A 24,672-nucleotide genomic window follows, 5' to 3' on the forward strand; every position below is an offset into this window, starting at 1 on the left:
TATAGGACAAGTCCCCTTGTCCTATATTTGTCTTGTACCGTCATCTATGCCCGTTACTATAAATTCCGCATCATATCCAATCTTTTCTTTATAAGCTTTTCCTACATAAGAAATAAAATCATCGACATAAGTCTTTTTTACAATAGCAACCGCACATCCGCCAAAGCCTGCTCCTGTCATTCTTGCGCCAAGGCAATGATCATAGGAATTGGCCGCAAATACAATAGTATCCAATTCTATTCCGGTTACTTCATACAAATCCCTCAAGGATTTATGTGATTGTTTCAAAAGTTCGCCTAAAACTTCTATTTCCCCATGGATTAAGGCTTCGCTTGCCCTATTTACCCGATCATTTTCATATACCGCATGCTCTGCCCTTTTCCTTATATTTTCTTCCTTTATATGAGTCTTTAATTGTTCAAATTCATCTATGTTTAATTGGCAAAGATAATCTATGTCTTTATGTCCTTTAATGATTTCTAATGCCCTATCACATTCCATTCTTCTTTCGTTATATTTCGAATCGCTTAATTCGCGCCTTTTGTTTGTATTCATAATAACTAAGATATTATCCTTCAAATCCATATCTATATAATCATATACCAGAGTATCAGTATCTAATAGGATCGCCTTATTCTTTTTTCCCATGGCTATCGCAAATTGATCCATTATCCCGCAATTAACTCCGACAAATTGATTTTCGGCTCTTTGGGAAAGCTTTGCCAATTCAATCTTTGATATATTTCCCTCATTGAAGAGCACATTTATCATCTCAGCTATTAATAGTTCCAATGATGCAGAAGATGACAATCCTGCTCCGTTTGGGATATTGCCTTTTACAAGGATGTCCATCCCTGAAACATTATACCCTCTAGTTTTCATTTCGTGGACTACACCTTTTGGATAATTGCCCCAATTATGTTCCTTTTCATATCTTAAATTATCTATACAGGTTACTACTTTTAAATCAAAATTTTCCGAAGCTAGTCGCAATATATTGTCGCCTCTTTTTCTTGCTATACCATATGTTCCTATCTGAATAGCTCCCGGTAATACCTTCCCTCCATTGTAATCAATATGTTCCCCGATTAGATTTATCCTGCTTGGGGAGAAGAACATATCTATATCTCCATCTCCATACAGCTCATAAAACCTTGATTTTAAAAGATTTATATCCACTTTTACCACCCCTGTATCTATTTCTTTTCTATATATTTCCTTACATCTATGGAGACAGCAACTATTATAATCAATCCCTTAACAATGATCTGTAAATACGGATTTACCTGTATAAAATTCAGACCATAATTAATAAATTGAAGAATAATTGAACCTATCAATACCCCCGGAATTGTTCCGACTCCTCCTGAGAAGGATACTCCTCCAACTACGCAGGCAGCAATTGCATCAAGTTCATAATTTTGACCTGTAATGCTCGTTGCTGAACCTATTCTTGCCGCTTCTAAAAATCCTGCGATACCATAAAGAATACCCGCAATTAGATATACATACATTATATTTTTAGTAAGGTTAACTCCTGATACTGCAGCAGCCTCCGGGTTTCCCCCTATTGCAAACATGTTTTTACCTAATTTGGTCTTGTTCCAAACAAAATACATAATAACGGCTATGATCGCAGCATAAATGATTAAATAGGGTATTTCAATATTTCCTATTTTAAAAGCACCCTTTACTAGATTGGTATATCTCTCATCTAATCCTGCGATAGGTTGTGCCCCTAAAGGAGGTCTGTCAATATAGATTAACGCTGCTCCGTAAGCTATCAGCTGAGTCCCCAAAGTTATAATAAAAGCATGAAGCTTCAATTTCGCTACACCAAAGCCATTTATCAGAGTAAAAAATACTCCGATTCCAATGGCTATTAAAAATGGCACTATTAAAGGCAATTGTTCAAGATTTGGATACATTCTGGCAGCATAATTTATATCTTGTAATAACGAAGCAGATACTATAGCAGATAGTCCCAATATCCTTCCGGCTGATAAATCCGTACCTTGAAGCACTATTAGCCCTGCTACCCCCATTGCCAATATTGCCCTCGTAGATGCTTGGCTCAATATATTTGTAAAGTTTTTAATAGATACAAATGAAGGTTCTATTATAATAACCCCAAGAATCATTATCCCCAATATAATAGGTAAAGCATAATTGAGCAATTTATCATATAATTTTGTCTTGTCTTTAACCATTTTTGCACCTCAATTCTATAAGTATTTTGCCGCTAGGGTCATAATCTTTTCTTGATCCAAATCTTTTGTATCTTCTATCCCGGCTATTCTGCCATTGGACATCACCATGATCCTATCACAAATCCCCAGTAGTTCCGGCATTTCAGAAGACACAAAAATTATCCCTTTGTCCCTATTAGCTAAATCTATAATAAGTTGGTAAATTTCATATTTAGCACCGACATCAATCCCCCTAGTTGGCTCGTCCAATAAGAGTACTTCCGGTTCAGTTAAAAGCCACCTTCCTATGATGACCTTCTGTTGATTCCCTCCCGATAAGCTTCTCATCAATGTATTTTGACTGGGTGTCTTGACGCTCATGCTGTCGATTACCCAATTTGTATCATCCTTAGTTTTTTTATTATTCAACACGCCATGTTTAGAATATCTATCGATGTTGGCAATAATTGAATTGAACCTGACATTTAGTCCACCAAATATCCCTGTAGCCCTTCTTTCCTCTGTCAGTAATGCAAACCCATTTTTAATGGCATCTGTGGAATCCTTATTCCTGATAGCTTTTCCGTTTAATCTAATTTCACCTTCCGAATAAGATGCAATCCCGAAAATAGTCTCCAATAGCTCAGTACGTTTTGATCCTACTAAACCGGAAACTCCTAATATTTCACCTTTTCTTAAGTCAAAGGATATATCTTTTATATTGGGCTGATATTTACCTGTCAGATTTTTTACCTCCAATATTACATCCTTAGGCACATTTGTTTTGGCTGGAAATCGCTGTGTTAGCTCTCTTCCAACCATTAAACTGATTATTTTTTCATTAGTTAATTCATCAGCCGGCTTTGTACTTATCCACTTGCCATCTCTCATAACCGTCACTTCATCAGATATTCTTAAGATTTCTTCAATTTTGTGGGAAATATATATTATCCCGCAGCCTCTATCCCGTAATAAATTTATAATCCTAAATAAATGGTCTACTTCCTGCTGTGTTAAAGATGATGTAGGCTCATCTAATACGAGAATCTTGGCATCATAAGACACCGCCTTAGCTATTTCTACCATCTGTCTTGCAGATACGGGCAGTTTCCCAAGCTTAGCCTTAGGATCAACATCAATGCCTAAGTCATCAAATACTTTTTTTGTATATTCATACATTTCTTTTTGGTCTACAATTATACCTTTCTGTGGGTACCTCCCCAGTAAAATATTGTCCATGACATCTCTTTGCATTACCTGATTAAGCTCCTGATGCACCATTGATATGCCATTTTCCAATGCTTGCTTTGGATTATCAAAATGCATTTTAACCCCGTTTACAAAAATCTCTCCACTATCTTCCTTGTATATCCCAAAGAGGCATTTCATCAATGTAGATTTCCCTGCACCATTTTCCCCCATCAAAGCATGAACCGTGCCCTTTTTTAGTCTAAGGCTTACGTTATCCAGTGCCTTTACCCCGGGGAACTCTTTGGAAATGTTCACCATCTCTAAAAGATATTTTTCTTCCGACATTTTTCTCACCACATCTTTACTATTAAGTGTATAGGTAAAAAAAATCGCACACCAGAAAATTAAACCAATGTGCGATTCCCTGCAACTAAATGCTCCATGCTTTTTTAAATTATTTATATGCTTGATAAGGGATCCTCACAGCTATATCAGATTCATCATATTTATAATCTGTTCCTTCAATGAATTCTTTCTTATTAGCTGCATTCAATGCCAATGCAAATACTGCTTTCGCCATACCTTCTCCGTCTTGTTTTACGGTACCGGTCATCTCGCCTTTTTCAATTAGGTTTTTAGCTTCATCAGTAGCATCAACACCAAATACCGGAATGTACTTATCAGCATCACCTTTGTTGTATCCGGCGTTTTGCAATGCTGATATAGCGCCTGATGCCATACCGTCATTGTTTGCTATAACAAATTCAATTTTATCTCCGTCTTTTGCCATCCATGCTTCCATAGCTTGATTTGCTTTGTCATTATCCCAATTTGCTACTTGAAGTCCTAATTCTTCAGTTTTAACTCCCTTTTCATTTAGAGTTTTAACTGAATATTCTGTTCTGGCAATTGCCTCCGGATTGTCTGCATCACCTTTAAGCATTACATATTGCATAACTTCATCGTTATTTCTATCATATTTGCCTTCGTTCCAAACTTCTGCCATCATTTCACCTTGAATTATTCCGGCTTCTTCCGGCTTAGTGCCAACAAATCTAGCCTTATCATAGGTTTTAATAACTTCGGCGTCAGGCTCTCTATTGAAGAATACAACAGGTATGTCTGCTGCCTTTGCTTTGTCTATAACTGTTTTTGCAGCCCCTATATCAACAATGTTAACTATTAAAGCATCTACATTTTTCTCAATTAATATGTCGATTTGATCATTTTGTTTTGATTGATCATTTTGTGAATCGTTCATAAGAAGGGTTGCATTTGCATGACCATCAGCCTCAGCTTCTAAAGCCTGTCTTACTGTTGAGATATAGGTATCATCGTATTTGTAAATTAATACTCCTATTTCCAGATCTTCTGAACTAGTAGCAGGTTTAGAAGAACATCCTCCTAACATGGTAGTCAACATAGCCACTACCACCAACACAGTAATTAACTTTTTCAAGTTAATCCCCCCTATTTTTTTATTTATTAATCTATATCTTAATAATAACAACTGTGCAAACGTTTGTCAATTTATTTTAATGCGTCTTGCATTATCCTTTAACATTAAAACAAAAATTCAGACAGATATGATAATCTGCCTAAATTTTATTCATATGTTCCTTTTACTAATATTCTACCATCATTTAACATCAATCTGCCATTGGCTATTACCGAGACTAGATTCATATTATCGTCTACTATCAATAAATCCGCATCTGAATTCTCCATAATAACGCCTTTTTTAGGATAAATATTGAGAGCTTTAGACACATTTGTAGTAAAGAATTGTAATGCTTTATCTAAATCATATCCAACCTCTAATACCATGGTTTTTAATTCATTAAAAAGGCTATCTACAGAAGATACTCCAATTTTTACAAGATTTCCATACTCATCATATCTTGACCAACTTCCATAACCATCCGAACTTATAGTTATATTTTCAAGGGGCACTCCTTCCCGTTCAGCCATCTTTACAACATTTGCCGGAGATAAGTCTTTATTGCTGCCGCAGGTCAAATCAATTATTCCGCCTTTTTTAGCATATTCAAAGGCTTCCTTCAATAATTCCTCTTTCCTGTTTACATGAGTCGGTCTAAAGGTTCTTATCGGTATTTCGGTATCTTCCAGCACCTTATTGATTGGCCCCAGTCCCTTGTCCCCATTGCCCATATGTGCTACGACTATTCCGGCTTTCCCAGATAACATTCCTGCTACTCTCACATCAGATGCAAGTCTGGCTAATTCATCATTAGTTATGCTTGGAGATCTGTGGTCTGATAAAGCAATCTTCACCCCTATTATCTCATCAATGAAGGCAATATCCTTCTTCACTGAATCCGTTAGCGTTATGGAAGGGAAGCCATAGGATCCTGTATGTACGTAGGCGGATATCCCTTCTTCTTTTAGGGCTTTGGCTTTTGCCACCAAATTTTCCACGCATCTTGTAGTGGAATCCGTGCCCAATAATCCTACTACTGTTGTAATCCCTCCCTCTATTAGCTTTGAAAGAGTAATCTCGGGGACTCTGGTTTTAAAACTTCCTTCTCCGCCGCCACCTGTAATATGGACATGGTTATCAATTAATCCTGGTATCAATTTCTTTGCGGTTCCATCTATTATTTGAATTTTATTGCTAAATGGCTCAATTTTCCCATCAATTAAAGTAATTTTCCCATTGGTTATTAAGATATCTTTTACACCAATATTTTTAGGAGAATATACTTCTATATCTTTTATTAGTAACATACTAACCCCCCTTAGCCATATTGTATCTTATATGATTTTATATATCATTTCTTATTATGTCTTCATAGGTTTCTCTTTTTACTATTACTCTGTCCTTCCCTTGGCTTAGCATAACTACAGCAGGTCTTGGAATTCTGTTATAATTACTGGACATGGAATAATTATATGCTCCGGTGGTAAACACTACCAATATATCCCCACTTTCTACTTTAGGCAATCTTAAATCCCATATAAGAATGTCTCCGGACTCACAGTATTTTCCCGCTATAGTCACCGTATTATTTGCCGGTTCATTTATCTTATTTGCCAAGACAGCTTGGTATTTTGCTCCATATAAACTGGGTCTGGGATTATCCAACATACCTCCGTCTACGGATACATATGTCTTTAGCTTTGGTATTTTCTTTATATTGCCTATGGTATAAAGGGTAATGCCTGCTTCACCTACTATCCATCTTCCGGGCTCTATAATGACCAAAGGCCTTTCCAAATTATATTCTACGCAATTTTTATCTACTTCATTGATTATAGGATCTGTAAAATAGTTTAAATCTTTGCCGGCTTCTTCTGTATATGGTATTCCATATCCTCCCCCGGTATTTAGTTCCTTAGTTACAAATCCGTATTTGCCCTTTGCATTCTTCATTATATCAGCCATTATTCTAACTGCCATTATATAACTTTCATTATCCAAAATCTGGGATCCTAAATGAAAATGAAACCCTAGCAAATCTATGTATTTAAGACTAAACGTCTTTTCTAACACCTCATATATATTATCTAGGGGAATACCAAATTTAGAATCCTTCTGACCTGTTTGTATATATTTATGAGTTTGGATATCCAGCCCCGGATTTATCCTAAGGAGAATTTTCATCCGTTTATTATATTCTTTAGCTATTTCTTCTATAAGGTCAAGCTCCTCAACATAATCTACCACTATTCTTCCAACATTGTTTTTAATTGCTAATGTCAATTCATCTTTAGTCTTATTGTTTCCGTGAAATATGACGTCCTCCATTGGAAAATCAGCTTTAATTGCTGTATATAGCTCTCCGCCGGATACTACATCCATTCCCAATCCTTCAGATTTGATTATTCTTGCCATCTCTTTAGTTAAAAAAGCCTTGCTTGCGTAAACCGCCTTGGTCTTTGGATATTTGTTTATGAAGTCTCTTTTTATTTCTCCACATCTTTCTCTAATATGATCTTCCGACATCACGTATAAGGGAGTGCCATACTTTTTTGCTAATTCAACAGTATCACACCCTGAAAAAATAAAATTGCTCACTGAAACACCTCCGCTATATCCCATAATCCTCATAGATATCCGAAAATACTTTATCAACAGATTTTATATTTCCCTTACTAAAATCCTCATATCCCTCTTCAAGCTCTGTATTTAATTCTTCCTCTGTTAAATCAGCCATTCCAACAGGCTTTCTTGTTGGGAGCTTTATATCAAAAGGAATTCCCCTCTGCATAACAATCTGTTTTAAAAACATATTTACTGCATTAGACATGGGAATTCCTAATTTCCCAAGCACTAACTCTGCCTGTTCCTTAAGTTCAGGTTCAAGTCTTACATATAAATTTGTTGTTTTTGACATACAATCACATCCTTTCTATACATATTATATGCCATTGTATTTACAAAAGCAATACATTAGTCAATAAAAATAACCCTTTTAAGATCCCATAGCTCACCCTAACAACTCTTAGTTCTCACCTCTACTATTTTTAAAGCCGGAGATCCTTCGTTACACTCAAGGATGACAATAGCAGTAAATTCGGGTTAATGAATACAGTATAATCAATGCTTGCGTCATTCTAAACTTCAATAGCTTCAGTGAAGAATCCCATTTTAGTATGAGCTAAAAAGATAGTAGAGATCCTAATGGGTTCTTAGTTCTTCACTGTTTTTTATTTGTGAATTGTGAATTGTGAATTGTGAATTGTGAATTGTTATTGTGCCTTCTTTGTTGCCTCTACACTCCTCTTTAAAGCCTCCATCAAATCTATAACATTTGTCCTTTCCTGAGGAGCCTCTTCCACAATCTCTTCACCTTCAACCTTCTTCTGTATAGCTTCTTTTACTCTTTCACTGTAGGTATCCCTATATAGTTCAGGTTTAAACTCATTTGTCATATTGTTGATAAGCATCTTTGCCATATCCAGCTCGGACTCATTTAATTCCGCCTGAACAAATGCCTTTGGAACGACTCTGATTTCTTCTAAAAAATACATCGTTTCCAGCACTAGTCCCTCTTTGGTCGAACGAATAGTAACCAATTTTTCTTTTGTTCCCAATACAGTTTTGGCAATTGCCACCTTATGCTCATTTTCCAGAGCAGTCTTGAGCAATGCATATGCCTTGTCGCTGCCATTTGGCACCACATAATATGTCTTTTCATAAAATATGGGGTCAATTTCATCTAAATCTACGAAATGTAGAATCGTAATATTTTTGTCTTTCTGTGTCTTAGTTTTCTCTAAATCTTCATCCTCCATAACTACATATTTCCCTTTTTCATATTCATAGCCTTTGATTATATCATCCGATTTTAAATCATCAACATTGCATGTGGGACAATACTTTTTATATCTTATTCTCTGCCTGCATACCTTATGAAGCTGATTGAAACTAACTCCTGAATCTCCCGTCGCAGTATATAAATCTACCGGTATATAGACCAATCCAAATGATATTGCACCTTTATGTGCTACTGCCATAAAAAACACCTCCGAGGTTAGTTTAACCATTTGGAGGTGTTTTATTAGTAGGATAAATCATATCTTTCATTTCAATTTATAGTGTTTTTTTGGTCTTCCTACCTTGCCATATGTTTCATTTACTTGAACTTTTCCAGTACTAGTTAAATATTGTAGATACCTGTATACAGTTTGTTCTGCAAATCCTGTACCTTTGGAAATTCGCTCCACAGTAACTGAATCCTTGCATTTTTTTATGTACTCTTCTATTAATTTTAATGTAGACCTGCTGATACCTTTGACTACAAAGTCATCTATTGCAGAATCTTTGTTTTTCATAGTCATTAGTTCAACATGTAAATTTATTCTTGAAATTATATCCGGAGCTTTTATGGGTTTTAAAGCAAAATCAGTAGCACCAGCATTAAGAAATTCATCTGCAACTTTTTGATCTTCCTCCACAGTAAAGACTATTATAGGGACATCTTCTGAAAGTTTTCTTATTTTCTTAACACCCTCTATTCCATTTTCTCCCGGCAGATGATAGTCTATAAGAACAATACTTGGTATTTTATCCTCGTATATTTTTATTCCTTTACCCACATCTTCAGCAGAATAATATATCCATCCCTTTTGTTCAAATACTACTCCAAGTGCATATAGTATTTCCTTATCATCATCAATGGCCAAAATTGATATTTTATCACTCATCTAAGTCACCTTCTGGTATATGAATTATGACAGTAGTTCCCTGCTTTGCAATACTATTGACTTCTATTGTGCCATTATGCGTGCTTACAACTTCTTTAACAAATTTCAATCCTAAACCAAGTGAATTTCTAGAACTAAATCCACTACTCCATATCCTATCCAGCATGTCCAAAGAGATGCCGCTTCCATTATCTATAATAATAAATTGAATATACGACATCTTTTCCTTAACAATACTATTGATAGACAATATTATTTTCCCCTCTTCTTTACCTATAGCATAAAATGAGTTCTCAAAAATATTGATAAGTGCCCTGGTAAATCTTATTTTGTTCACATTTATAATGGAATTGGGTACAAAATTATCAACCCTTACTTTCAAAGCATATTCTGCGCTTGATATACTGGAAAGTAAATAATCAACCAGTTCCTTTGTAGTAATAAGACTTTTATGTTCCTCATATAATATTTCAGATATCATCTGATTCATACTTTCAATTGAAAATTCAATTTTAGACAAATATTCTACATTTTTGTCATTTTCTTCGTTCATCTTTACTACACCTACTAATGCTAATGCAGATGTTAGAGGAGTTTTGAGATCATGTACTAAATTCTGTAATTCCTTATATGTGCGATTTTCCAATACTTGCATACGTGTTTTGCTAAGCATTTTTTCATTGTATTCTTTCTCTTCATTTATTGTTAGCAGTCTTCTTTCGTCCATTATCAATTTCAGTAGCTCAAAAGCAATAGAAAAAAGCAAAACAAATAATAGAATAGCCGTAATTTGCAGAAAATAATTAGCACCCAAAAAATCCGATATCATCTTTATATCATTTGAGGCCTCTCCTCTACCAAATGCCCATCCCGATAATGAAGGTATCATATCTAAACATTGAATCGCTGCAATTAACATAAAAATCATAATTGCCTTTTTACTAAAATTTATTATATTAAAGCCTATCTTATCTAAAGCAATTATCATCGCTATTATTAAGACAGCAGGTATCCCAAAATCATATTTTATTCCATAAATTAATTCAATTAAGTAATATACTAAAATAATTAGAAAAAATACTAGAAGGGGTTTTATAATTTTACCTTTTTCCTTTATCAATGATGTATCCATAGATTCAACAATACAAAATACTCCCAGATAGTGAGGAAAAGCCCTTATGCTATTTAAAAATATAAGCTTTAATGCTGCAATGATTACATATATCTTTTCGTCTTCAGAAGTAGCTTTGCTTAAATCTGAATAAATTCCCATCAATTTTACATTAAGAAATAAGGGCATAAGAAGTCCAATTAGCACCAAGATTATACCCATATAAAACATTGGCTTTTCTATCTCAAATATTCCATTATTATTCTTCATAAGCATCAGTCCGTCTTTTTACATAAATTAATAAAATAAATATAATACCAATAGAAAAAATAATCAGACCTTTATTGTATTCAACCTCATGATAAATAGGGCCTTCTCCAATTTGACCAAATCCTATTGGATCATATGGTAATCCGTATTTTTTAGTTAGTCCTTTCATATTCAATAAATTTATCGTAGGAACTCCCCTATGGGAATAGATTTCTATTAGCCCGCTTTTTTCACTAACTTTATCAACTGTATCAACTATTCCCTCTTTAATTGGTTCAGAATAATCATCTATTCCCATAGATGTAATATTTCCACCTACGCTAATGAAAACATCAATATCATTTTCATCATAGATTTCTATCCTTTTTTCAATATTTTTATTGAAATCAGGCTCACGTAACACCTCTATATTATAACCTTTAATTCTATCAGTTATATTATTCAATATTTGCCTATCCATAAAAGAGCCCGAGTCATCTTCTCCTCCAGGGGTTACAAGAGTTACATTAGTAGATAAAATGCCTTTACCAACTAAATAGTTAGCCATATCAGGAAATGTAAATTCTATCTGATTAGCTCCATAATTTGATGAACCTATCGAGCATATGTACACAATATCTAAATCCATGGCATCACACGCTGCTAATACTGCAATATTTAAAGAAGGAAAACTTCCCGAAAAATTAGCACCAACCATATCTCCTTTTTGAATATTCAGTTGCCCCAACATATGTACTACCAATGCTGCCATATCTGGATTAGAACTTGTACGCTTTGCTTCAATAGAGCCAAGCGTAGTAGTGATGGGCGAGTATTGTTCCCCAATCATACCAGTAGAATTAATGTCTATTGAATCAATAGATAGACCAATCTCAAGTTTTCTATTCTTAATGACTCCCATAGAATTTCTCATAATATTGGCAGCTTCTACTTTTTCTTTATATAAGGAACCTTTGACAACACTTTTGGTTTTTACAATTATCAGTAGAGAAACGATACTATACAATACAGCTATAAATAAAATGACTCTTTTATTGTGCAATATTTTTTTCATATATAACCACCTTAAACTAAAATACTGATATGTTAAACAGCAACAATATCAATACTAAAATGGCCACAACTATACTTAAAGAAATTATTGTATTAAATATTCCCTGCTTTTCAAAATCTTGTGCAATAATTCCAGGTATTAAATATCCTATAACATCTAAATTCCCGGGAATTATATGAAAAAGCCCAATAAAATATTTTATAATAAATGAAAATAATATCATAATAGCAAATCTTCTCTTACCATATAATATGGCAAAACTTCCGATGACCTTAACAATTAAAAAAGTCAATATGGATATTATAAGCGTATAAAATATTTTTTCAGGTGAATTAATGTAAAGAGCAATGTATCCCGGGACTATTAATCCTCCCGGGGAAATTTCAGTAAGCTCATAATATATTATACTTAATAGAATACCAAGAATCATACACTCCTTAGACAAATAACTCACCTTCCCTTGATACTCTATCCATCAATTCTATACCATTCTTACCTATATTCCCTATAGCAAAAACAATATCACTATAACCCAGACTCTTGAATGGAATATCTTTAATATTTCTAAAAATTTCTATGTTTTTCTTTGGATACATCTTTTTAAGATACATATATGCATAGTAACGATTATCGCCACTAATCCAGACCCTACTTGCTCCGATTTTCCCAATAAAATCTATTAGCAGTCTGGCTCTATAACCTCTATCTACTCGATTATTAATAAGAATTATAAATTCCTTATCGTTAAATTTATATCTATCCATAATATAATTATAAACTATTTCAGTGGAATCAACATCATTTATAGAAAGGCCATTAACAAATAGACCGCCATTTTCAAACTTATATATTGATAAAGAGTAAGGATCGCGAATAAAGTCTTTCATACTTATCAATGCATTTTCCCGATTAATTCCACAATATTCGCATACTGCAAGAGCAAGAGATATATTATCTTTAAAGTCAAAATCAGGTAAGCTGTTATCCACATCTACTAAATATGATACTGTGTCCAGTTTATCACATATTTTGTCGAAAATAAAATAATACTTATTTTCCGTAGTGAATAAAGTACCTTGACTTGGTATTGTATTGCTTAAGGAATATGCAATCTTTGTTAATGTGTTCCCCATGACATCACTGTGATCCATGCGAACATTTGTAATAACACCGATATCTGATTTTAGCATTTTATGTTGAGATACATATTGTAATTCAGGTGTTATTGCCATGCACTCAATAACTAATACTTCAGAATTATCCTCATTAGCTCTTTTAAGAATCTGTATCTGCTCCTTAATATTTGTCCTTCCTTTTCTCTTAATACTGTGCTCAATACCTTCCGGATCAATATATATCGGAACTGTTCCGGTCGTTTTGGCTGAGCATCGCAAATCTGAAGCTTTTAATCCAGCATAAATAAGCCGTGTAACAGTAGACTTTCCTCGCGTCCCATTTACATATATGACATGTTTTAATTTACTTCGATATATTTTAACGTAATATTTTTCAATTAATAGCTTAAAGATATAAATAACTGTAATTAAAATTATTAGGTATTCCATATATAAACTCCTTTGTTTGCTTTATTAAAAGCAACATACAAGTTTGATTTATCGAGGTTGTAAATACTCTCCCAACCCATGATTTATCATATCTTCATAGTTTGGAATTCCTTTTATATCTATATTTTTATCTGGATTTTGCTCGCCAAAAACTGTATAAAATTCCTTAACTCCTGTGATATGCCTTGCTACACGCTCGCTTAGAGGATGTCCTTTTTCATCAAAAGGAACATACAGTCTACCATGTTCTGCTGCTCTTACATAAAACTTATCTTTACCATTTACGACCAGGTCAGAATCTGTTTTACCTCTAAGCCTTCCTTGAGATGGATTCGCTGTTTCCATAAGCAATGCTAACGTATCCGTGTGATCTCCTAACTCACGATGCGTTAATCCTCTAAGATTGGTTGGAGAAGGCTCAAGGCTAATATTTATTCCCTCAATTTGCATATTAATTAGAGCTTGAGATGCCAAAGGCATAGCCTTCTCATGAGCAACTATGGCATTAATGGTTGGATATTCCGGTGACGCCTCATGTAAATCAACGGTAATATCTATATTCTCTTGTTTTATCATCTCCGTGATGGCATAACTAACTTTTTCAGTAAAGCTTCCATCCGCTCTTCCGGGATATGTTCTATTTATATTACGAGTTTCACTACCTGATAATTTTTGTCCAGAGGACTTATGAACATAAATATCAGGATCAGGCCATTGATGTATAGGATTTGTTGCTCTGGAGCCAAACCTAAACCACCTCTCTCCACTAGGAGTATCTATAGTAAATCTCATTGGAGAACCTTCTTGTGGGTCATCATGAGTGAATCCACTATTATTGGTTCTTGGAACTACAAACATCGTTCCTTGTTCAGGCACTGCATTTTCAATAAGTAAAATAGCAGAAACAAATCCAGAAGGCTCATTAGGATGCGTACCTCCTAACACTAAAATACTTCCGCCGGGTTTCTCTCCTTTTAATACATATACTTCCGTATCACCCGGTGTACCTTTAATATCCTCAAAATAATCACTTAACATCTTTATCTCACTTACCCCTTTTCCAGGATAAATCGGTTCTTCAACTAACATAGATTTAAACTGTTTTGATAAAGAGAATATACATAAAGCAGCAATAATACATATGATTATTGCTGAAGTCTTTTCATTTTTGACCTCTATCTTCAATTGTGTCCACCGTCCTTCATTTGATTAATAATAATCGTAAAATTAATGGAATTAACACTAAAGCTGCATCTATTTGGAAGAAAATGTCCTTTTCTTCAAACATATTTTTTAAAATTAAAATTACAATTAGTAAAACTATTCCAAGATAAATATAAAGCATTAATTTCCCTCCTAAAAAATCAAAAATCCTAGCTTATTTGATGTCAATAAGCATAATAATGCAAATCCTAAACAAACAAAAAATGGAATAGCTGCAAATTTTAATACTTCTGAATATTTTTCGTTAACAATCTGAGCTGAATAATTCCCCGCTAAAGCTGTTGGAGGCATTAAGTCTCCTAAAGATGCTATAAATGAGAGAGTAGCCGCAGTTACTATTTGATTTCCGCTTAACAATGCCAATAGGAAAGGCACTCCCAAAACTGATGCTCCTCCATAGGATGAAACTGCTCCAAACGCAGGTAATATCACAATAATAGCTATATACAACATAGCAAGATTTAAGTTTAAGGCATTATTTACTATAAACCCTCTGACTCCTGTAAGTGTCATGATTTGAATAAACATCCCAACACCCATTAATTTCCCTAAAACGGGAATTGTAGTCTTCATAGATTCTACCAAGGTGTTCTTTAAGTTGAATTTTTTGCCTGTAAATATACCAACAGCACTACTAATTAAAAATATTAAAGGCATCCCAAGATTAGGAACTACTGTTGGCATAGCTCTAGTTATAATCATTAATACAACAAGTACAATTAGAGGAAGATAGAGTTTAAGTCCATATTCGTTATAAGTCTCATAATTTAACTTTCCTTTTATATTTTCAAAATCTACTTTTTTAGAATCTTTTAACCCTAAAAATAATACAGTAAATATTGCACAAGGAACAGTTAAAAATAATAACGGTCCTTCAAATCCAATATACGGCATGTCTACCCCTCCAGCAATAAGCATAGCCGGTATATTTACGGGTGGGGCAGCCATACCCATAATAGCTCCAATAGCTATTATAGCACCTGTTTTCGGATTTGGAATTCCCATCATAATTAGAATCGGCGCAACAATTGCCCCCGCACTCAAAACAGCTACAGTTGATGATCCGGTTATCATACCCGGAAACATAATAATAAACATCAATAATATTAACATCACTATGGGGCTTTTATAAAATTTTCTCACTATTGATGAAGTTAATGCTTCTAATAAACCTGATTCTTGAATAACCATCATAAAAATCATTGCGGTTGAAATAATAAGTATGGTATCAATATAGACAAAAGTTCCCTCAAAGAGATGTCTAAGAGGGATTCCTTCTCCGCCAATTAAAGCACCCACTATAGCACCGGCAACCATGGAAAGACTTACCGGAAGCTTCAATAAAATATTAAACAATAGGAATATCCCTATCATAGAAATAAATATTATGAATTCTATTTCCAATCAAATCCCTCCAATCATTCATTTTCAAGTAACGCTTTTAGTGGTTCAACAGCATCAGAAATATTCAACACTAAAGAAATAGGTATACTGTTATCAGAAGAATAATCTGTAAAAATACCATCAGAATTACCATCTTCTACAACAATCATATAATCTGAAATATCAAAAATTAGATTAGTAAATTGATCTGAAAGTGTGCCACGGCGAGCTTGACCGCCAAGATGAACTAAAACTACCTTTATATCATCGTTATCCTTTACCATGTCTATAATTTCTTCAGTTCTTTTAGTTTCATCCTCAACTGATATTCCTGCAGCTCCTAATCCTTTAGAGCTTGCACCAGCTGCAATTAATATGGTTTTACTATCCTCCATATCTTCCGCATTAGCCACTGGGTCTAATGTGTATTCTCTTCCTATTTTTTTCATCAGAGCATCTAACATTGAAACATCAGCACTTTGACCGACAGATGTAACGAAGACAGGATCTTCTAATTTTACATTAAACTCTCCATTTTCATAAACTACCTTGTTTTCATTACTTGTTTTTCGCCCATTTTCTGAACTATTTTCCGAAGTGTTACCAGAATTATCTGTAACAACCTGATCTTTATCGGAATCACTATTAGTGCCTTCTTTTGCACAACCTGTAAGGGAAAGTGAAAAAGCAATCAACAATACTATAAATAAATTAATTTTTTTGTTTGAAATCATTGATATCCTCCTAATATAAATCAACAGGACGGAATAAATATTCCGTCACTGTTAAAATTAATAATATCTCTAAAAACCTACTGCCTTTGAATCACAATATGGGTCAGCGCCTCCATGAATTGTACCGTCTTCTTTGTAAAGCGCACCTTGAATATATCCAAATGTATCATTTGCCATATGGTAAACTTCATGCCCCATTTCAACAAGCTTATTTACCTCTTCTTCAGATATTCCATCTTGATATGTTATAACATTGTCAAGATTATCCCAAATTCTTGGCATGCTTATAGCTTCCTGCATGTCCATATCGAAATCAATAACATTACTAATTGTCTGTGCAACTATTGCAAATATTGATGAACCACCCGGTGCTCCTAAAACCATGAATGGTTTTCCATCTTTTAATACCATGGTAGGAGACATTGAGCTTAAAGGTTTTTTCCCGGGAGCAACAGAGTTTGGTTCATCCGGATAAGGGGAAAAGTCATCCATTTGATTGTTCAATATAAAGCCATACCCTCCTACACAAACGCCACTGCCAAAATAGTAATTTAGAGTTTTTGTTATGGCTACCATATTACCATCTTTATCTGCAACAGAAAGATGAGTTGTGCTATCTCCTTCATATTTCCAAGGATCATCAGCCTCATAAGTTTGAGATTTATTTATATCTATCTTTTCTGCAAGTTTTTCTGCATAATCTTTATTAGACAATCCATTTAAAGGAACCTCAATATAGTCAGGATCTCCCATATATTTAGCTCTATCAGCATATGCTATTTTAAATGCTTCTGACAATAAATGCATATGTTCCGCTGAATAAGGTTCCATGCTTCCTACATCAAAATTCTCAAGTATATTTAATATCTGAAGAAGATGCGTGCCGCCGGAACTTGGTGGTGGAGAAGATATGATTTCATAACCTCTATAACTTCCTGTAACAGGTTCTCTTTCGATAACCTTATAATTTTCAAGATCGCTATGAGATATTATTCCACCGTATTTTTTACATGATTCCACGATAGCATCTGCTACTTCTCCCTTATAAAAGCCATCCGCACCTTTATCAATAATAATTTGAAGTGTTTTCGCCAAATCTGGATTTTTTATATAGTCCCCGACTGAAGGAGGTAAACCATCATTTAGATAGATTTCACCTAACTCCGGAAATTTCATCATAGTTTCATATGCATCATTAATATTTCCCAGAGCTATAGGGGTTACTACATATCCATTAGTTGCTAATTCAATAGCAGGTCTAATTACTTCTTCCCTTGACATTGTTCCATATTTCTCAAGTATATGTAACAGCCCGGCTACTTCACCCGGTACGCCCACAGCTAAACCACCTTGCCATGAAAGATTATCAATTACATTTCCTTCTTCATCCACTTTGTACATGTCCGGAGTTGCTAATTCTGGTGCTACCTCTCTAAAGTCTATGAAAACTGTTTCCCCGGTTTCAGCAATTCTTAAGGTCATAAACCCTCCGCCGCCTAAACCAGATGCATTCGGCTCACAAACACCTAATGCAAATGCAGTAGCAACAGCCGCATCTACAGCATTACCTCCCTTTTCTATGATTTCCGCACCAATTTTTGATGCTTCATACCTTTCAGATGATACAATCCCATTTTTACCTATTGCATCTCTTGGAGGATTTAGAGGTGAACCATTCTCGTCAAATAACTTGAATTCTTCTTCAACTTTTCCCAAATCAGAATTTTCTTCGGGTTGATTAGTTACATTTCCTGTTCCCGGCTCATCAACTGGTTTATTTTTAGTACAGCCTACAGTACTTGAAATAACCAACAGAATAACAAGGAAAAATGAAAGCAGCTTTTTCTTTGACATTTATTATCCATCCTTTCTTATACCAGATAGCTGGCTTATTTAAAGCAAAATATTACCAAGCCTTATTTTAATGGTAAAGAAATATATTGATGAAATCAACAGATAAATATGAGAAAAACTATTTTCCAATTTCTCCGCCTAACTGAATAACAATGTCCTGAAGTTCTTCTAATTTTATATCTCTCTTTTTTATTGAGGAATAATTTTTCAAAAAATTCAAGAGTATCATGTACCTATCCTCATTAAATTTCATATCGTATTTATCTAATACAACTTTGAGTTGCGTTATATTATTGATATTATGGATTTGTATATATTTATTATCTATCACTATATCACCTCTCAATAAAATAAATTTCATCTTATAGAATAAATAAGTGAACAAAGATGGATTTATTGAATCCATCTTTGTTCACTTTAAACTATATTTGAATCTTTAACTCATTATAATATTATTTTTCAATTGGTTCAAGTTTAGCCGTAAAATGTCTCAATACTTTAGGTTCCCATGTGATTCTATATCCTGAAACTTCACTTGCTCTCTTCTTAATTGCAATTAAAGCTTCTGCCATTATATCAAAATGCGCTTGTGTATAGACCCTTCTTGGAATAGCAAGTCTTGTAAATTCAAAATCAGCTTCCAGTTGCTTACCGGTATCCGGATCATTTCCCAACATATATGAACCTATATCGCATGCTCTGATACCTGCCTCTTTATACAATTCTATACCCAATGCTTGCCCCGGGAATTCATAATATGGAATTTGCGGAAACATTGCCTTAGCATCTATAAACAATCCGTGCCCCCCTACAGGAGATTGATATGCAATGCCTTCATCATCTAATATACTTGCCAGATATTCCATTTGACCATTTCTATACTCCAGATATTGTTCATCCATACCTTCATATAGCCCAATAGCAAGCGCCTCCAAATCTCTGCCTGAAAGCCCTCCATATGTAATGAATCCTTCAAATGAAATACAGTTTTCCTTTACTCTTTGATATAATTCCTCATTGTCCTTAATCCCAATAAGTCCCCCCATATTGACAATTGCATCTTTTTTTGCACTCATAGTAAACATATCAGCGTAACTAAACATTTCTTTAGTTATTTCTTTGATAGAAGAATTTTTAAATTCTTCTTCATCTCGTTTAACGAAAAAGGCATTTTCAGCAAACCTTGCGGCATCTATACATAATGGAATCCCGTATTTCTTACAAACAGCTGAGACTTCTCTCATGTTTTGAACAGAAACAGGTTGTCCGCCTGCTGAATTGTTTGTTATAGTCATTACAACTAATCCAACATTTTCCTTGCCGTGGTCTTTGATTAAGCTTTCAAGTTTTTCAACATCCATATTTCCTTTAAAAGGTGCTCTCAAAGATGGATCCAATGCTTCTTTTACCACACAGTCAATAGCTCTTGCACCTGCAAGCTCTACATGAGCTCTGGTTGTATCAAAAAACATATTGGATATGGCAAATTTACCCGATCCTACCAACAAATTGAATAAAACTTTTTCAGCTGCTCTTCCCTGATGTACCGGTTGAATATATTCATAGCCAAATATATCCTGTCCGGCCTCCACTAGTCTAAAATAGCTTCTTCCACCTGCATATGCCTCGTCGCCCCTCATGACTCCTGCCCATTGAACATCACTCATGGCATTAGTTCCGGAATCTGTTAATAAATCAATGTAAACGTCTTCCCCCCTAAGACTAAAAAGATTATAATTAGCTTCCTTGATTTTTTGTTTTCTCTCTTCACGAGTAAGTACTTTAATAGTTTCTACCATTTTAATTCTAAATGGTTCAGGAATATATTTTTTAGCCAATACGACTGCCCCCTTTATTTTTAACATCCAATATTATCTTACATAAATATACTATCATGATAGTAATATTATGTAAATAATATAAGATTCAATCCAATATCCTCATCCAATTCCCTATCGACTTTCCCTTCTATGACATCAATTACTATTTCTCCTGTAGCACTGATAATTGCTGAATTCAGATGCCCGCCTACCGCGTTTAAATTATCATCAGCAATTGTAATATGAAGGTGTAAATAAACTTCATTATTCATTTCAGATATATTCCCATTGAGATTTAATATCTCCATATCTCCCTTTAATACTTTGGAGTGATATTCTTTGATTTTTGTTTCAAAATATCCTATTTCCACTTCTCCTACTGCTCCGATACCTGAAATCCTTCCAAGGCTTATTTTTTCTTTTCTAGATAATTCCTTTAGTGAACTCACTATCTCTTCGCCCTTTTCAAGCCTAACGACATACTTGTTTCCAAATTTCCTGTAATCCATTTCAATCTCCTTTCCAAATTATTTTCGTCTTTCTACATATTAATTATATAATACCCTACTTTGCTATTTTAAAAGTCTTTAATAAATAAGAATGAGCAATCTTTGCTTCAAAAAAACAGAACCTATGATTTAGGTTCCGTATAATACATTCGTCTAATCGATAAATACAATGGGTTTAATCAAGTCTTGCTGCTTATCTTTCATAAGCATCAATGCTTCTTCTATATGATCAAAACCATGGAATTTATGTGTTACCAATCTTGAAGGATCTACCCTATTATATTTTACTAATTTAATTAATCTTTCCATTCTATCTCTTCCGCCTGGAGTTAGACCTCCTACTATAGTCTTGTGCGCCATTCCACAACCCCAATCAAGTCTGGGAATCGGAATAGTATCTCCTTCCCCATAATAATTTACATTCGATACCCTGCCGCCGGGTTTGACTATCTTTACAGCAGTATTCATTATAGTAGGTTTAGCTCCTGCTATTATTACTCTGTCTACGCCTTTACCATCTGTAGCTTCCATTATCTGTTCATCGATAGCACCATTTCTGTAGTTAATAATATCCGTAGCTCCATAGTACATCGCAGCATCAACCAGAGCCTTTCTGCTTCCTACTCCTATAATTCTACTTGCTCCTTGAATCTTTGCGCCTGCTATAGCCATTAATCCTACAGGTCCTATTCCAATGACAGCAACTACATCACCTAAATCTATATTTGCCAGTTCAGCTCCATGAAATCCTGTAGTAACCATATCCGTTAGCATAACTGCAGTCTCAATAGAAATATCCTCCGGTAAATGAGCCAAATTCATATCTGCATCATTTACATGGAAAAATTCAGCAAATACTCCATCTTTAAAGTTTGAGAATTTCCACCCTGATAGCATCCCTCCGGAATGTTGAGGAAATCCTTGTTGACTCTCAATAGTTCTCCAATCCGGTGTAATAGCAGGTACAATAACTCTATCTCCTGGTTTAAAATCTTTTACCTCTTTTCCTATTTCTACAACTTCACCTACCGCTTCATGCCCTAATATCATGTCTTTTTTGTCACCTAATGCTCCTTCAAAAACTGTATGTATATCGGATGTACACGGTGAAACAGCAATCGGCTTAACTATTGCGTCATAATCTGTCATAGTAGGTATTTCTTTTTCAATCCAGCCAAGTTCATTAATTCCCAACATAGCAAAACCTTTCATTTGAATCCCCCTTATCATTATATAATTAACCTCACCATCATTAATTATATAATTAACAATCTTTAATTTCTATTGATGATTGTGTGGTTTTTAACAAAGTTGTATAGACATATTTGTCTGCTAAACTTCAAAGAAATACTTTATTTTAGCGTTTTCTATTTTCGATTCTATCAAATCTCCAATAGCATTTGCACGTTTAAAAGACATCTCATCGCTATAAAATATAAAGAAAACCCATTTAGCAATAGTAATTTCACTATACCTATATATGCAGGAATTCAAAAATTTACCCACGACCTTTTTAAAGTTTTTATTGTTTATTTTTTCACATTCAATCTTAATATTAAAGTCAAAATTAGAGGTTTCACTAAAATTTACTAACAAATCAATATTTTGCCAATTGAAATAGGGAATATTTTTTATCATCTTAAAGTTATTTGTGTTTAAAATGTCAATAGAAACATTTCGAGGGGGTCTTTGCGGGGTTATTTTGTCAATTTTATATAAATATTTCATCCTTACATAATTATCAAATAATTCTGTGGTATTCCAGATATTTTCCCTAGCATATTCAGGGAGTATTATATTTTTAATATAGTCTTCAATGATTTTTGCCATATTGTCTAATTCCAAATCCTCATAACTTAAATTTATATGCATAAAGTCCAGACATCTTTTTTTAAACTCTAACGGACTACACCCATACCATCGCTTAAAATGTAAATAATAATATTTTACATCGGAAAATCCACAACTTTCGGATATGGATGATATACTCATATTTGCAGTAAGCAATAAAAACCCTGATTTCATTACCCTCTCATAATTAAGCCGTTCTTGAAAACTAAAATAACTTAAGTTTCTCCATAGATGAGACAAATAATTTTTGGTAATATACTCATTATTAGCAATATCATCCAAGGTTATTTTATCCTTATAATTTTCATCAATGTATTTAATACTTCTATGATATCTATTCAATTGTAAGGGACTAAAATTTTTATTGCTTTTATTTGCAAACTTGAGCCAGTCAAATTCTTTAACCATAAAAGCTACCAATTGATAAATAGAGTCTTTGGTAAGTTCTTTAGCGATCTTATCATTACTTGTGGCATCTGTTAAAACGCTAATCAATAAATTTCTAAACCTTACCTTATATGAACTCCTTTTATCATCATCATAATTATCGCTTTCTATTATAACATTGTCCTCAGAATACATATTATTCCTAAAGAACATATACTTAATATACTCAAAGTATTTCTCATAATAATTTAAATCAATATGAAAAACTGCAACCATCACCTTTGAAGAGCTTTTAACGGAATGTATGGTTTTATTGTTCACAATCCAGAAGTCACCTTTTTTCACCAAGATGTGTTCAAAATTAGCATAAACTTCAATAGAATCCTCCAAGGGCATCAATACTTCAGTAATATTTTCATGCCAATGAATCGGATATCCATTCATAGCTTGTATCTTAATTGCATATGGTTTTTCTTTGACGTCAATTATTTCTTCTTTTATAATATTATCCATCAAACCACCTCTATTAAGAATATACATTTTAACATTACTCAACTATATATTATACTAATTCGTTAAAATATGGAAGCTACCGGTTATATTATTTACCGGTAGCTTCATATTCAATATCCTCTTCTAGCAAAATCAACAAATCTAAATTTATCAGGCCTATGCCTTGACTCAGTATACTGAAACAATATGGCATTGCTTAAATAAACATAATTTTTTACAACCACCACCATATCGCTGTCATCTAAATCTAAGTATTTTCTATCCTCTTTAGTAGCATTCTGTACAGTAACTTCCTTTTTCGCAAAGCTTATTTGAAGCCCAAGACCTTCTTCAACATATTCATAGATTGAATCCATGCAAATATCTTTTGTTAAATCGGGAACAATGCCCTCAACGATATAATCCTTGTCCAAGATAATCTTTTCCTTGTCGATCTCTCTTATTCGGATAACTTTCCAGACATTTTCTTCTTTTGATATATTAAGGTCTTTCATTATTTGTTTGTCCGGGCTAATCAACTCCAAATCCACTAATATAGTCTGAACACGATTATCCATTTTTTCTGCAAGTTCTTTGAAACTAACCAGATTGGAAACCGGGAAATCAAGCTTATGGATATCCAATACTAATGAGCCCTTGCCCTTCACCTTTTCAATAAAACCGTTCTTTGCCAATAGATCTAATGACTTTCTTATGGTATCTCTGGAAACGTCATATTTTTTCATCAATTCGGATTCTGATGGTAAAAAGGTACCTGAAGATATTTCACCGCCCTCAATTTTTGATAAAATTTCCTTATAGATACTTATATATTTAGCGTGCATATCAATCACCTTTGACTATTTT

23 protein-coding genes are annotated in these 24,672 nt (G+C 33.9%); all 23 read right to left on the reverse strand.

Annotated features, from left to right (window positions below; genetic code table 11):
• Nucleotides 1–21: 21 nt before the first annotated feature.
• Nucleotides 22–1,179 (reverse strand): galactokinase, encoded by a 1,158-nt coding sequence (locus H8707_RS12325; RefSeq protein ID WP_262430441.1) that lies wholly within the window; start codon nucleotides 1,177–1,179, stop codon nucleotides 22–24.
• Between the two features lie 17 nt (nucleotides 1,180–1,196).
• The gene (gene mglC / locus H8707_RS12330) at nucleotides 1,197–2,210 is read right to left on the reverse strand and encodes a galactose/methyl galactoside ABC transporter permease MglC (protein WP_262430442.1); all 1,014 of its coding nucleotides are present in this window, start codon (nucleotides 2,208–2,210) and stop codon (nucleotides 1,197–1,199) included.
• Between the two features lie 15 nt (nucleotides 2,211–2,225).
• Nucleotides 2,226–3,725 (reverse strand): galactose/methyl galactoside ABC transporter ATP-binding protein MglA, encoded by a 1,500-nt coding sequence (mglA, locus tag H8707_RS12335; RefSeq protein ID WP_262430443.1) that lies wholly within the window; start codon nucleotides 3,723–3,725, stop codon nucleotides 2,226–2,228.
• 109 nt (nucleotides 3,726–3,834) lie between these two features.
• Nucleotides 3,835–4,839: a galactose ABC transporter substrate-binding protein gene (locus tag H8707_RS12340; RefSeq protein WP_262430444.1), complete on the reverse strand. Its 1,005-nt coding sequence runs from the start codon at nucleotides 4,837–4,839 to the stop codon at nucleotides 3,835–3,837.
• Nucleotides 4,840–4,985: 146 nt separating this feature from the next.
• Entirely contained in the window at nucleotides 4,986–6,128 is a 1,143-nt protein-coding gene (iadA, locus tag H8707_RS12345) for a beta-aspartyl-peptidase (protein ID WP_262430445.1), read from the reverse strand.
• A gap of 37 nt (nucleotides 6,129–6,165) precedes the next feature.
• Complete coding sequence (gene lysA, locus H8707_RS12350) at nucleotides 6,166–7,419, reverse strand: diaminopimelate decarboxylase (RefSeq protein WP_262430446.1); 1,254 nt, start codon at nucleotides 7,417–7,419, stop codon at nucleotides 6,166–6,168.
• Between the two features lie 13 nt (nucleotides 7,420–7,432).
• Nucleotides 7,433–7,738, reverse strand: a complete 306-nt coding sequence (locus tag H8707_RS12355; protein ID WP_262430447.1) for a type II toxin-antitoxin system RelB/DinJ family antitoxin — start codon at nucleotides 7,736–7,738, stop codon at nucleotides 7,433–7,435.
• Between the two features lie 355 nt (nucleotides 7,739–8,093).
• Complete coding sequence (gene ku / locus H8707_RS12360) at nucleotides 8,094–8,861, reverse strand: non-homologous end joining protein Ku (RefSeq protein WP_262430448.1); 768 nt, start codon at nucleotides 8,859–8,861, stop codon at nucleotides 8,094–8,096.
• Between the two features lie 66 nt (nucleotides 8,862–8,927).
• Nucleotides 8,928–9,551, reverse strand: a complete 624-nt coding sequence (locus H8707_RS12365; protein ID WP_262430449.1) for a response regulator — start codon at nucleotides 9,549–9,551, stop codon at nucleotides 8,928–8,930.
• Nucleotides 9,544–10,932 (reverse strand): HAMP domain-containing sensor histidine kinase, encoded by a 1,389-nt coding sequence (locus H8707_RS12370; protein WP_262430450.1) that lies wholly within the window; start codon nucleotides 10,930–10,932, stop codon nucleotides 9,544–9,546. The genes H8707_RS12365 and H8707_RS12370 overlap by 8 nt, the downstream gene beginning before the upstream one ends.
• Nucleotides 10,922–11,986: a poly-gamma-glutamate system protein gene (gene pgsW, locus H8707_RS12375; RefSeq protein WP_262430451.1), complete on the reverse strand. Its 1,065-nt coding sequence runs from the start codon at nucleotides 11,984–11,986 to the stop codon at nucleotides 10,922–10,924. Before pgsW ends, H8707_RS12370 begins: the two co-directional genes overlap by 11 nt.
• Before the next feature lie 16 nt (nucleotides 11,987–12,002).
• Entirely contained in the window at nucleotides 12,003–12,416 is a 414-nt protein-coding gene (pgsC, locus tag H8707_RS12380) for a poly-gamma-glutamate biosynthesis protein PgsC (RefSeq protein ID WP_262430452.1), read from the reverse strand.
• 7 nt (nucleotides 12,417–12,423) lie between these two features.
• Complete coding sequence (pgsB, locus tag H8707_RS12385; protein WP_262430453.1) at nucleotides 12,424–13,551, reverse strand: poly-gamma-glutamate synthase PgsB; 1,128 nt, start codon at nucleotides 13,549–13,551, stop codon at nucleotides 12,424–12,426.
• Nucleotides 13,552–13,599: 48 nt separating this feature from the next.
• Nucleotides 13,600–14,736, reverse strand: coding sequence for a M14 family metallopeptidase (locus tag H8707_RS12390; RefSeq protein WP_262430454.1), 1,137 nt, complete (start codon nucleotides 14,734–14,736; stop codon nucleotides 13,600–13,602).
• 171 nt (nucleotides 14,737–14,907) lie between these two features.
• Nucleotides 14,908–16,179 carry a TRAP transporter large permease subunit gene (locus tag H8707_RS12395; protein WP_262430455.1) on the reverse strand — a complete coding sequence of 424 codons (1,272 nt, stop codon included), beginning with the start codon at nucleotides 16,177–16,179 and terminating at the stop codon, nucleotides 14,908–14,910.
• Between the two features lie 14 nt (nucleotides 16,180–16,193).
• Entirely contained in the window at nucleotides 16,194–16,892 is a 699-nt protein-coding gene (locus H8707_RS12400) for a DUF6305 family protein (protein WP_262430456.1), read from the reverse strand.
• Nucleotides 16,893–16,961: 69 nt separating this feature from the next.
• Nucleotides 16,962–18,746: a gamma-glutamyltransferase gene (gene ggt / locus H8707_RS12405; RefSeq protein ID WP_262430457.1), complete on the reverse strand. Its 1,785-nt coding sequence runs from the start codon at nucleotides 18,744–18,746 to the stop codon at nucleotides 16,962–16,964.
• Nucleotides 18,747–18,864: 118 nt separating this feature from the next.
• Nucleotides 18,865–19,077 (reverse strand): hypothetical protein, encoded by a 213-nt coding sequence (locus H8707_RS12410; RefSeq protein ID WP_262430458.1) that lies wholly within the window; start codon nucleotides 19,075–19,077, stop codon nucleotides 18,865–18,867.
• Nucleotides 19,078–19,198: 121 nt separating this feature from the next.
• Entirely contained in the window at nucleotides 19,199–20,584 is a 1,386-nt protein-coding gene (locus H8707_RS12415; RefSeq protein ID WP_262430459.1) for a tryptophanase, read from the reverse strand.
• A gap of 68 nt (nucleotides 20,585–20,652) precedes the next feature.
• Entirely contained in the window at nucleotides 20,653–21,075 is a 423-nt protein-coding gene (locus H8707_RS12420) for a PPC domain-containing DNA-binding protein (RefSeq protein WP_262430460.1), read from the reverse strand.
• A 153-nt stretch (nucleotides 21,076–21,228) separates the two neighbouring features.
• The gene (locus H8707_RS12425; RefSeq protein WP_262430461.1) at nucleotides 21,229–22,287 is read right to left on the reverse strand and encodes an NAD(P)-dependent alcohol dehydrogenase; all 1,059 of its coding nucleotides are present in this window, start codon (nucleotides 22,285–22,287) and stop codon (nucleotides 21,229–21,231) included.
• Nucleotides 22,288–22,407: 120 nt separating this feature from the next.
• Nucleotides 22,408–23,826 carry an AraC family transcriptional regulator gene (locus tag H8707_RS12430; protein ID WP_262430462.1) on the reverse strand — a complete coding sequence of 473 codons (1,419 nt, stop codon included), beginning with the start codon at nucleotides 23,824–23,826 and terminating at the stop codon, nucleotides 22,408–22,410.
• A gap of 110 nt (nucleotides 23,827–23,936) precedes the next feature.
• Complete coding sequence (treR, locus tag H8707_RS12435; protein ID WP_262430463.1) at nucleotides 23,937–24,650, reverse strand: trehalose operon repressor; 714 nt, start codon at nucleotides 24,648–24,650, stop codon at nucleotides 23,937–23,939.
• Between the last annotated feature and the right edge of the window lie 22 nt (nucleotides 24,651–24,672).

Source organism: Paratissierella segnis (assembly GCF_014385195.1).
Taxonomy (GTDB): domain Bacteria; phylum Bacillota; class Clostridia; order Tissierellales; family Tissierellaceae; genus Paratissierella; species Paratissierella segnis.

Bases quoted from the DNA above. Each gene is read 5' to 3' on its own strand.
- mglC (WP_262430442.1), bottom strand. From the start codon at position 2,210: ATGGTTAAAGACAAGACAAAATTATATGATAAATTGCTCAATTATGCT.
- mglA (WP_262430443.1), bottom strand. From the start codon at position 3,725: ATGTCGGAAGAAAAATATCTTTTAGAGATGGTGAACATTTCCAAAGAG.
- iadA (WP_262430445.1), bottom strand. From the start codon at position 6,128: ATGTTACTAATAAAAGATATAGAAGTATATTCTCCTAAAAATATTGGT.
- H8707_RS12355 (WP_262430447.1), bottom strand. From the start codon at position 7,738: ATGTCAAAAACAACAAATTTATATGTAAGACTTGAACCTGAACTTAAG.
- ku (WP_262430448.1), bottom strand. From the start codon at position 8,861: ATGGCAGTAGCACATAAAGGTGCAATATCATTTGGATTGGTCTATATA.
- H8707_RS12365 (WP_262430449.1), bottom strand. From the start codon at position 9,551: ATGAGTGATAAAATATCAATTTTGGCCATTGATGATGATAAGGAAATA.
- H8707_RS12370 (WP_262430450.1), bottom strand. From the start codon at position 10,932: ATGAAGAATAATAATGGAATATTTGAGATAGAAAAGCCAATGTTTTAT.
- pgsW (WP_262430451.1), bottom strand. From the start codon at position 11,986: ATGAAAAAAATATTGCACAATAAAAGAGTCATTTTATTTATAGCTGTA.
- pgsC (WP_262430452.1), bottom strand. From the start codon at position 12,416: ATGATTCTTGGTATTCTATTAAGTATAATATATTATGAGCTTACTGAA.
- pgsB (WP_262430453.1), bottom strand. From the start codon at position 13,551: ATGGAATACCTAATAATTTTAATTACAGTTATTTATATCTTTAAGCTA.
- H8707_RS12400 (WP_262430456.1), bottom strand. From the start codon at position 16,892: ATGATTTCAAACAAAAAAATTAATTTATTTATAGTATTGTTGATTGCT.
- ggt (WP_262430457.1), bottom strand. From the start codon at position 18,746: ATGTCAAAGAAAAAGCTGCTTTCATTTTTCCTTGTTATTCTGTTGGTT.
- H8707_RS12420 (WP_262430460.1), bottom strand. From the start codon at position 21,075: ATGGATTACAGGAAATTTGGAAACAAGTATGTCGTTAGGCTTGAAAAG.
- H8707_RS12425 (WP_262430461.1), bottom strand. From the start codon at position 22,287: ATGAAAGGTTTTGCTATGTTGGGAATTAATGAACTTGGCTGGATTGAA.
- H8707_RS12430 (WP_262430462.1), bottom strand. From the start codon at position 23,826: ATGGATAATATTATAAAAGAAGAAATAATTGACGTCAAAGAAAAACCA.
- treR (WP_262430463.1), bottom strand. From the start codon at position 24,650: ATGCACGCTAAATATATAAGTATCTATAAGGAAATTTTATCAAAAATT.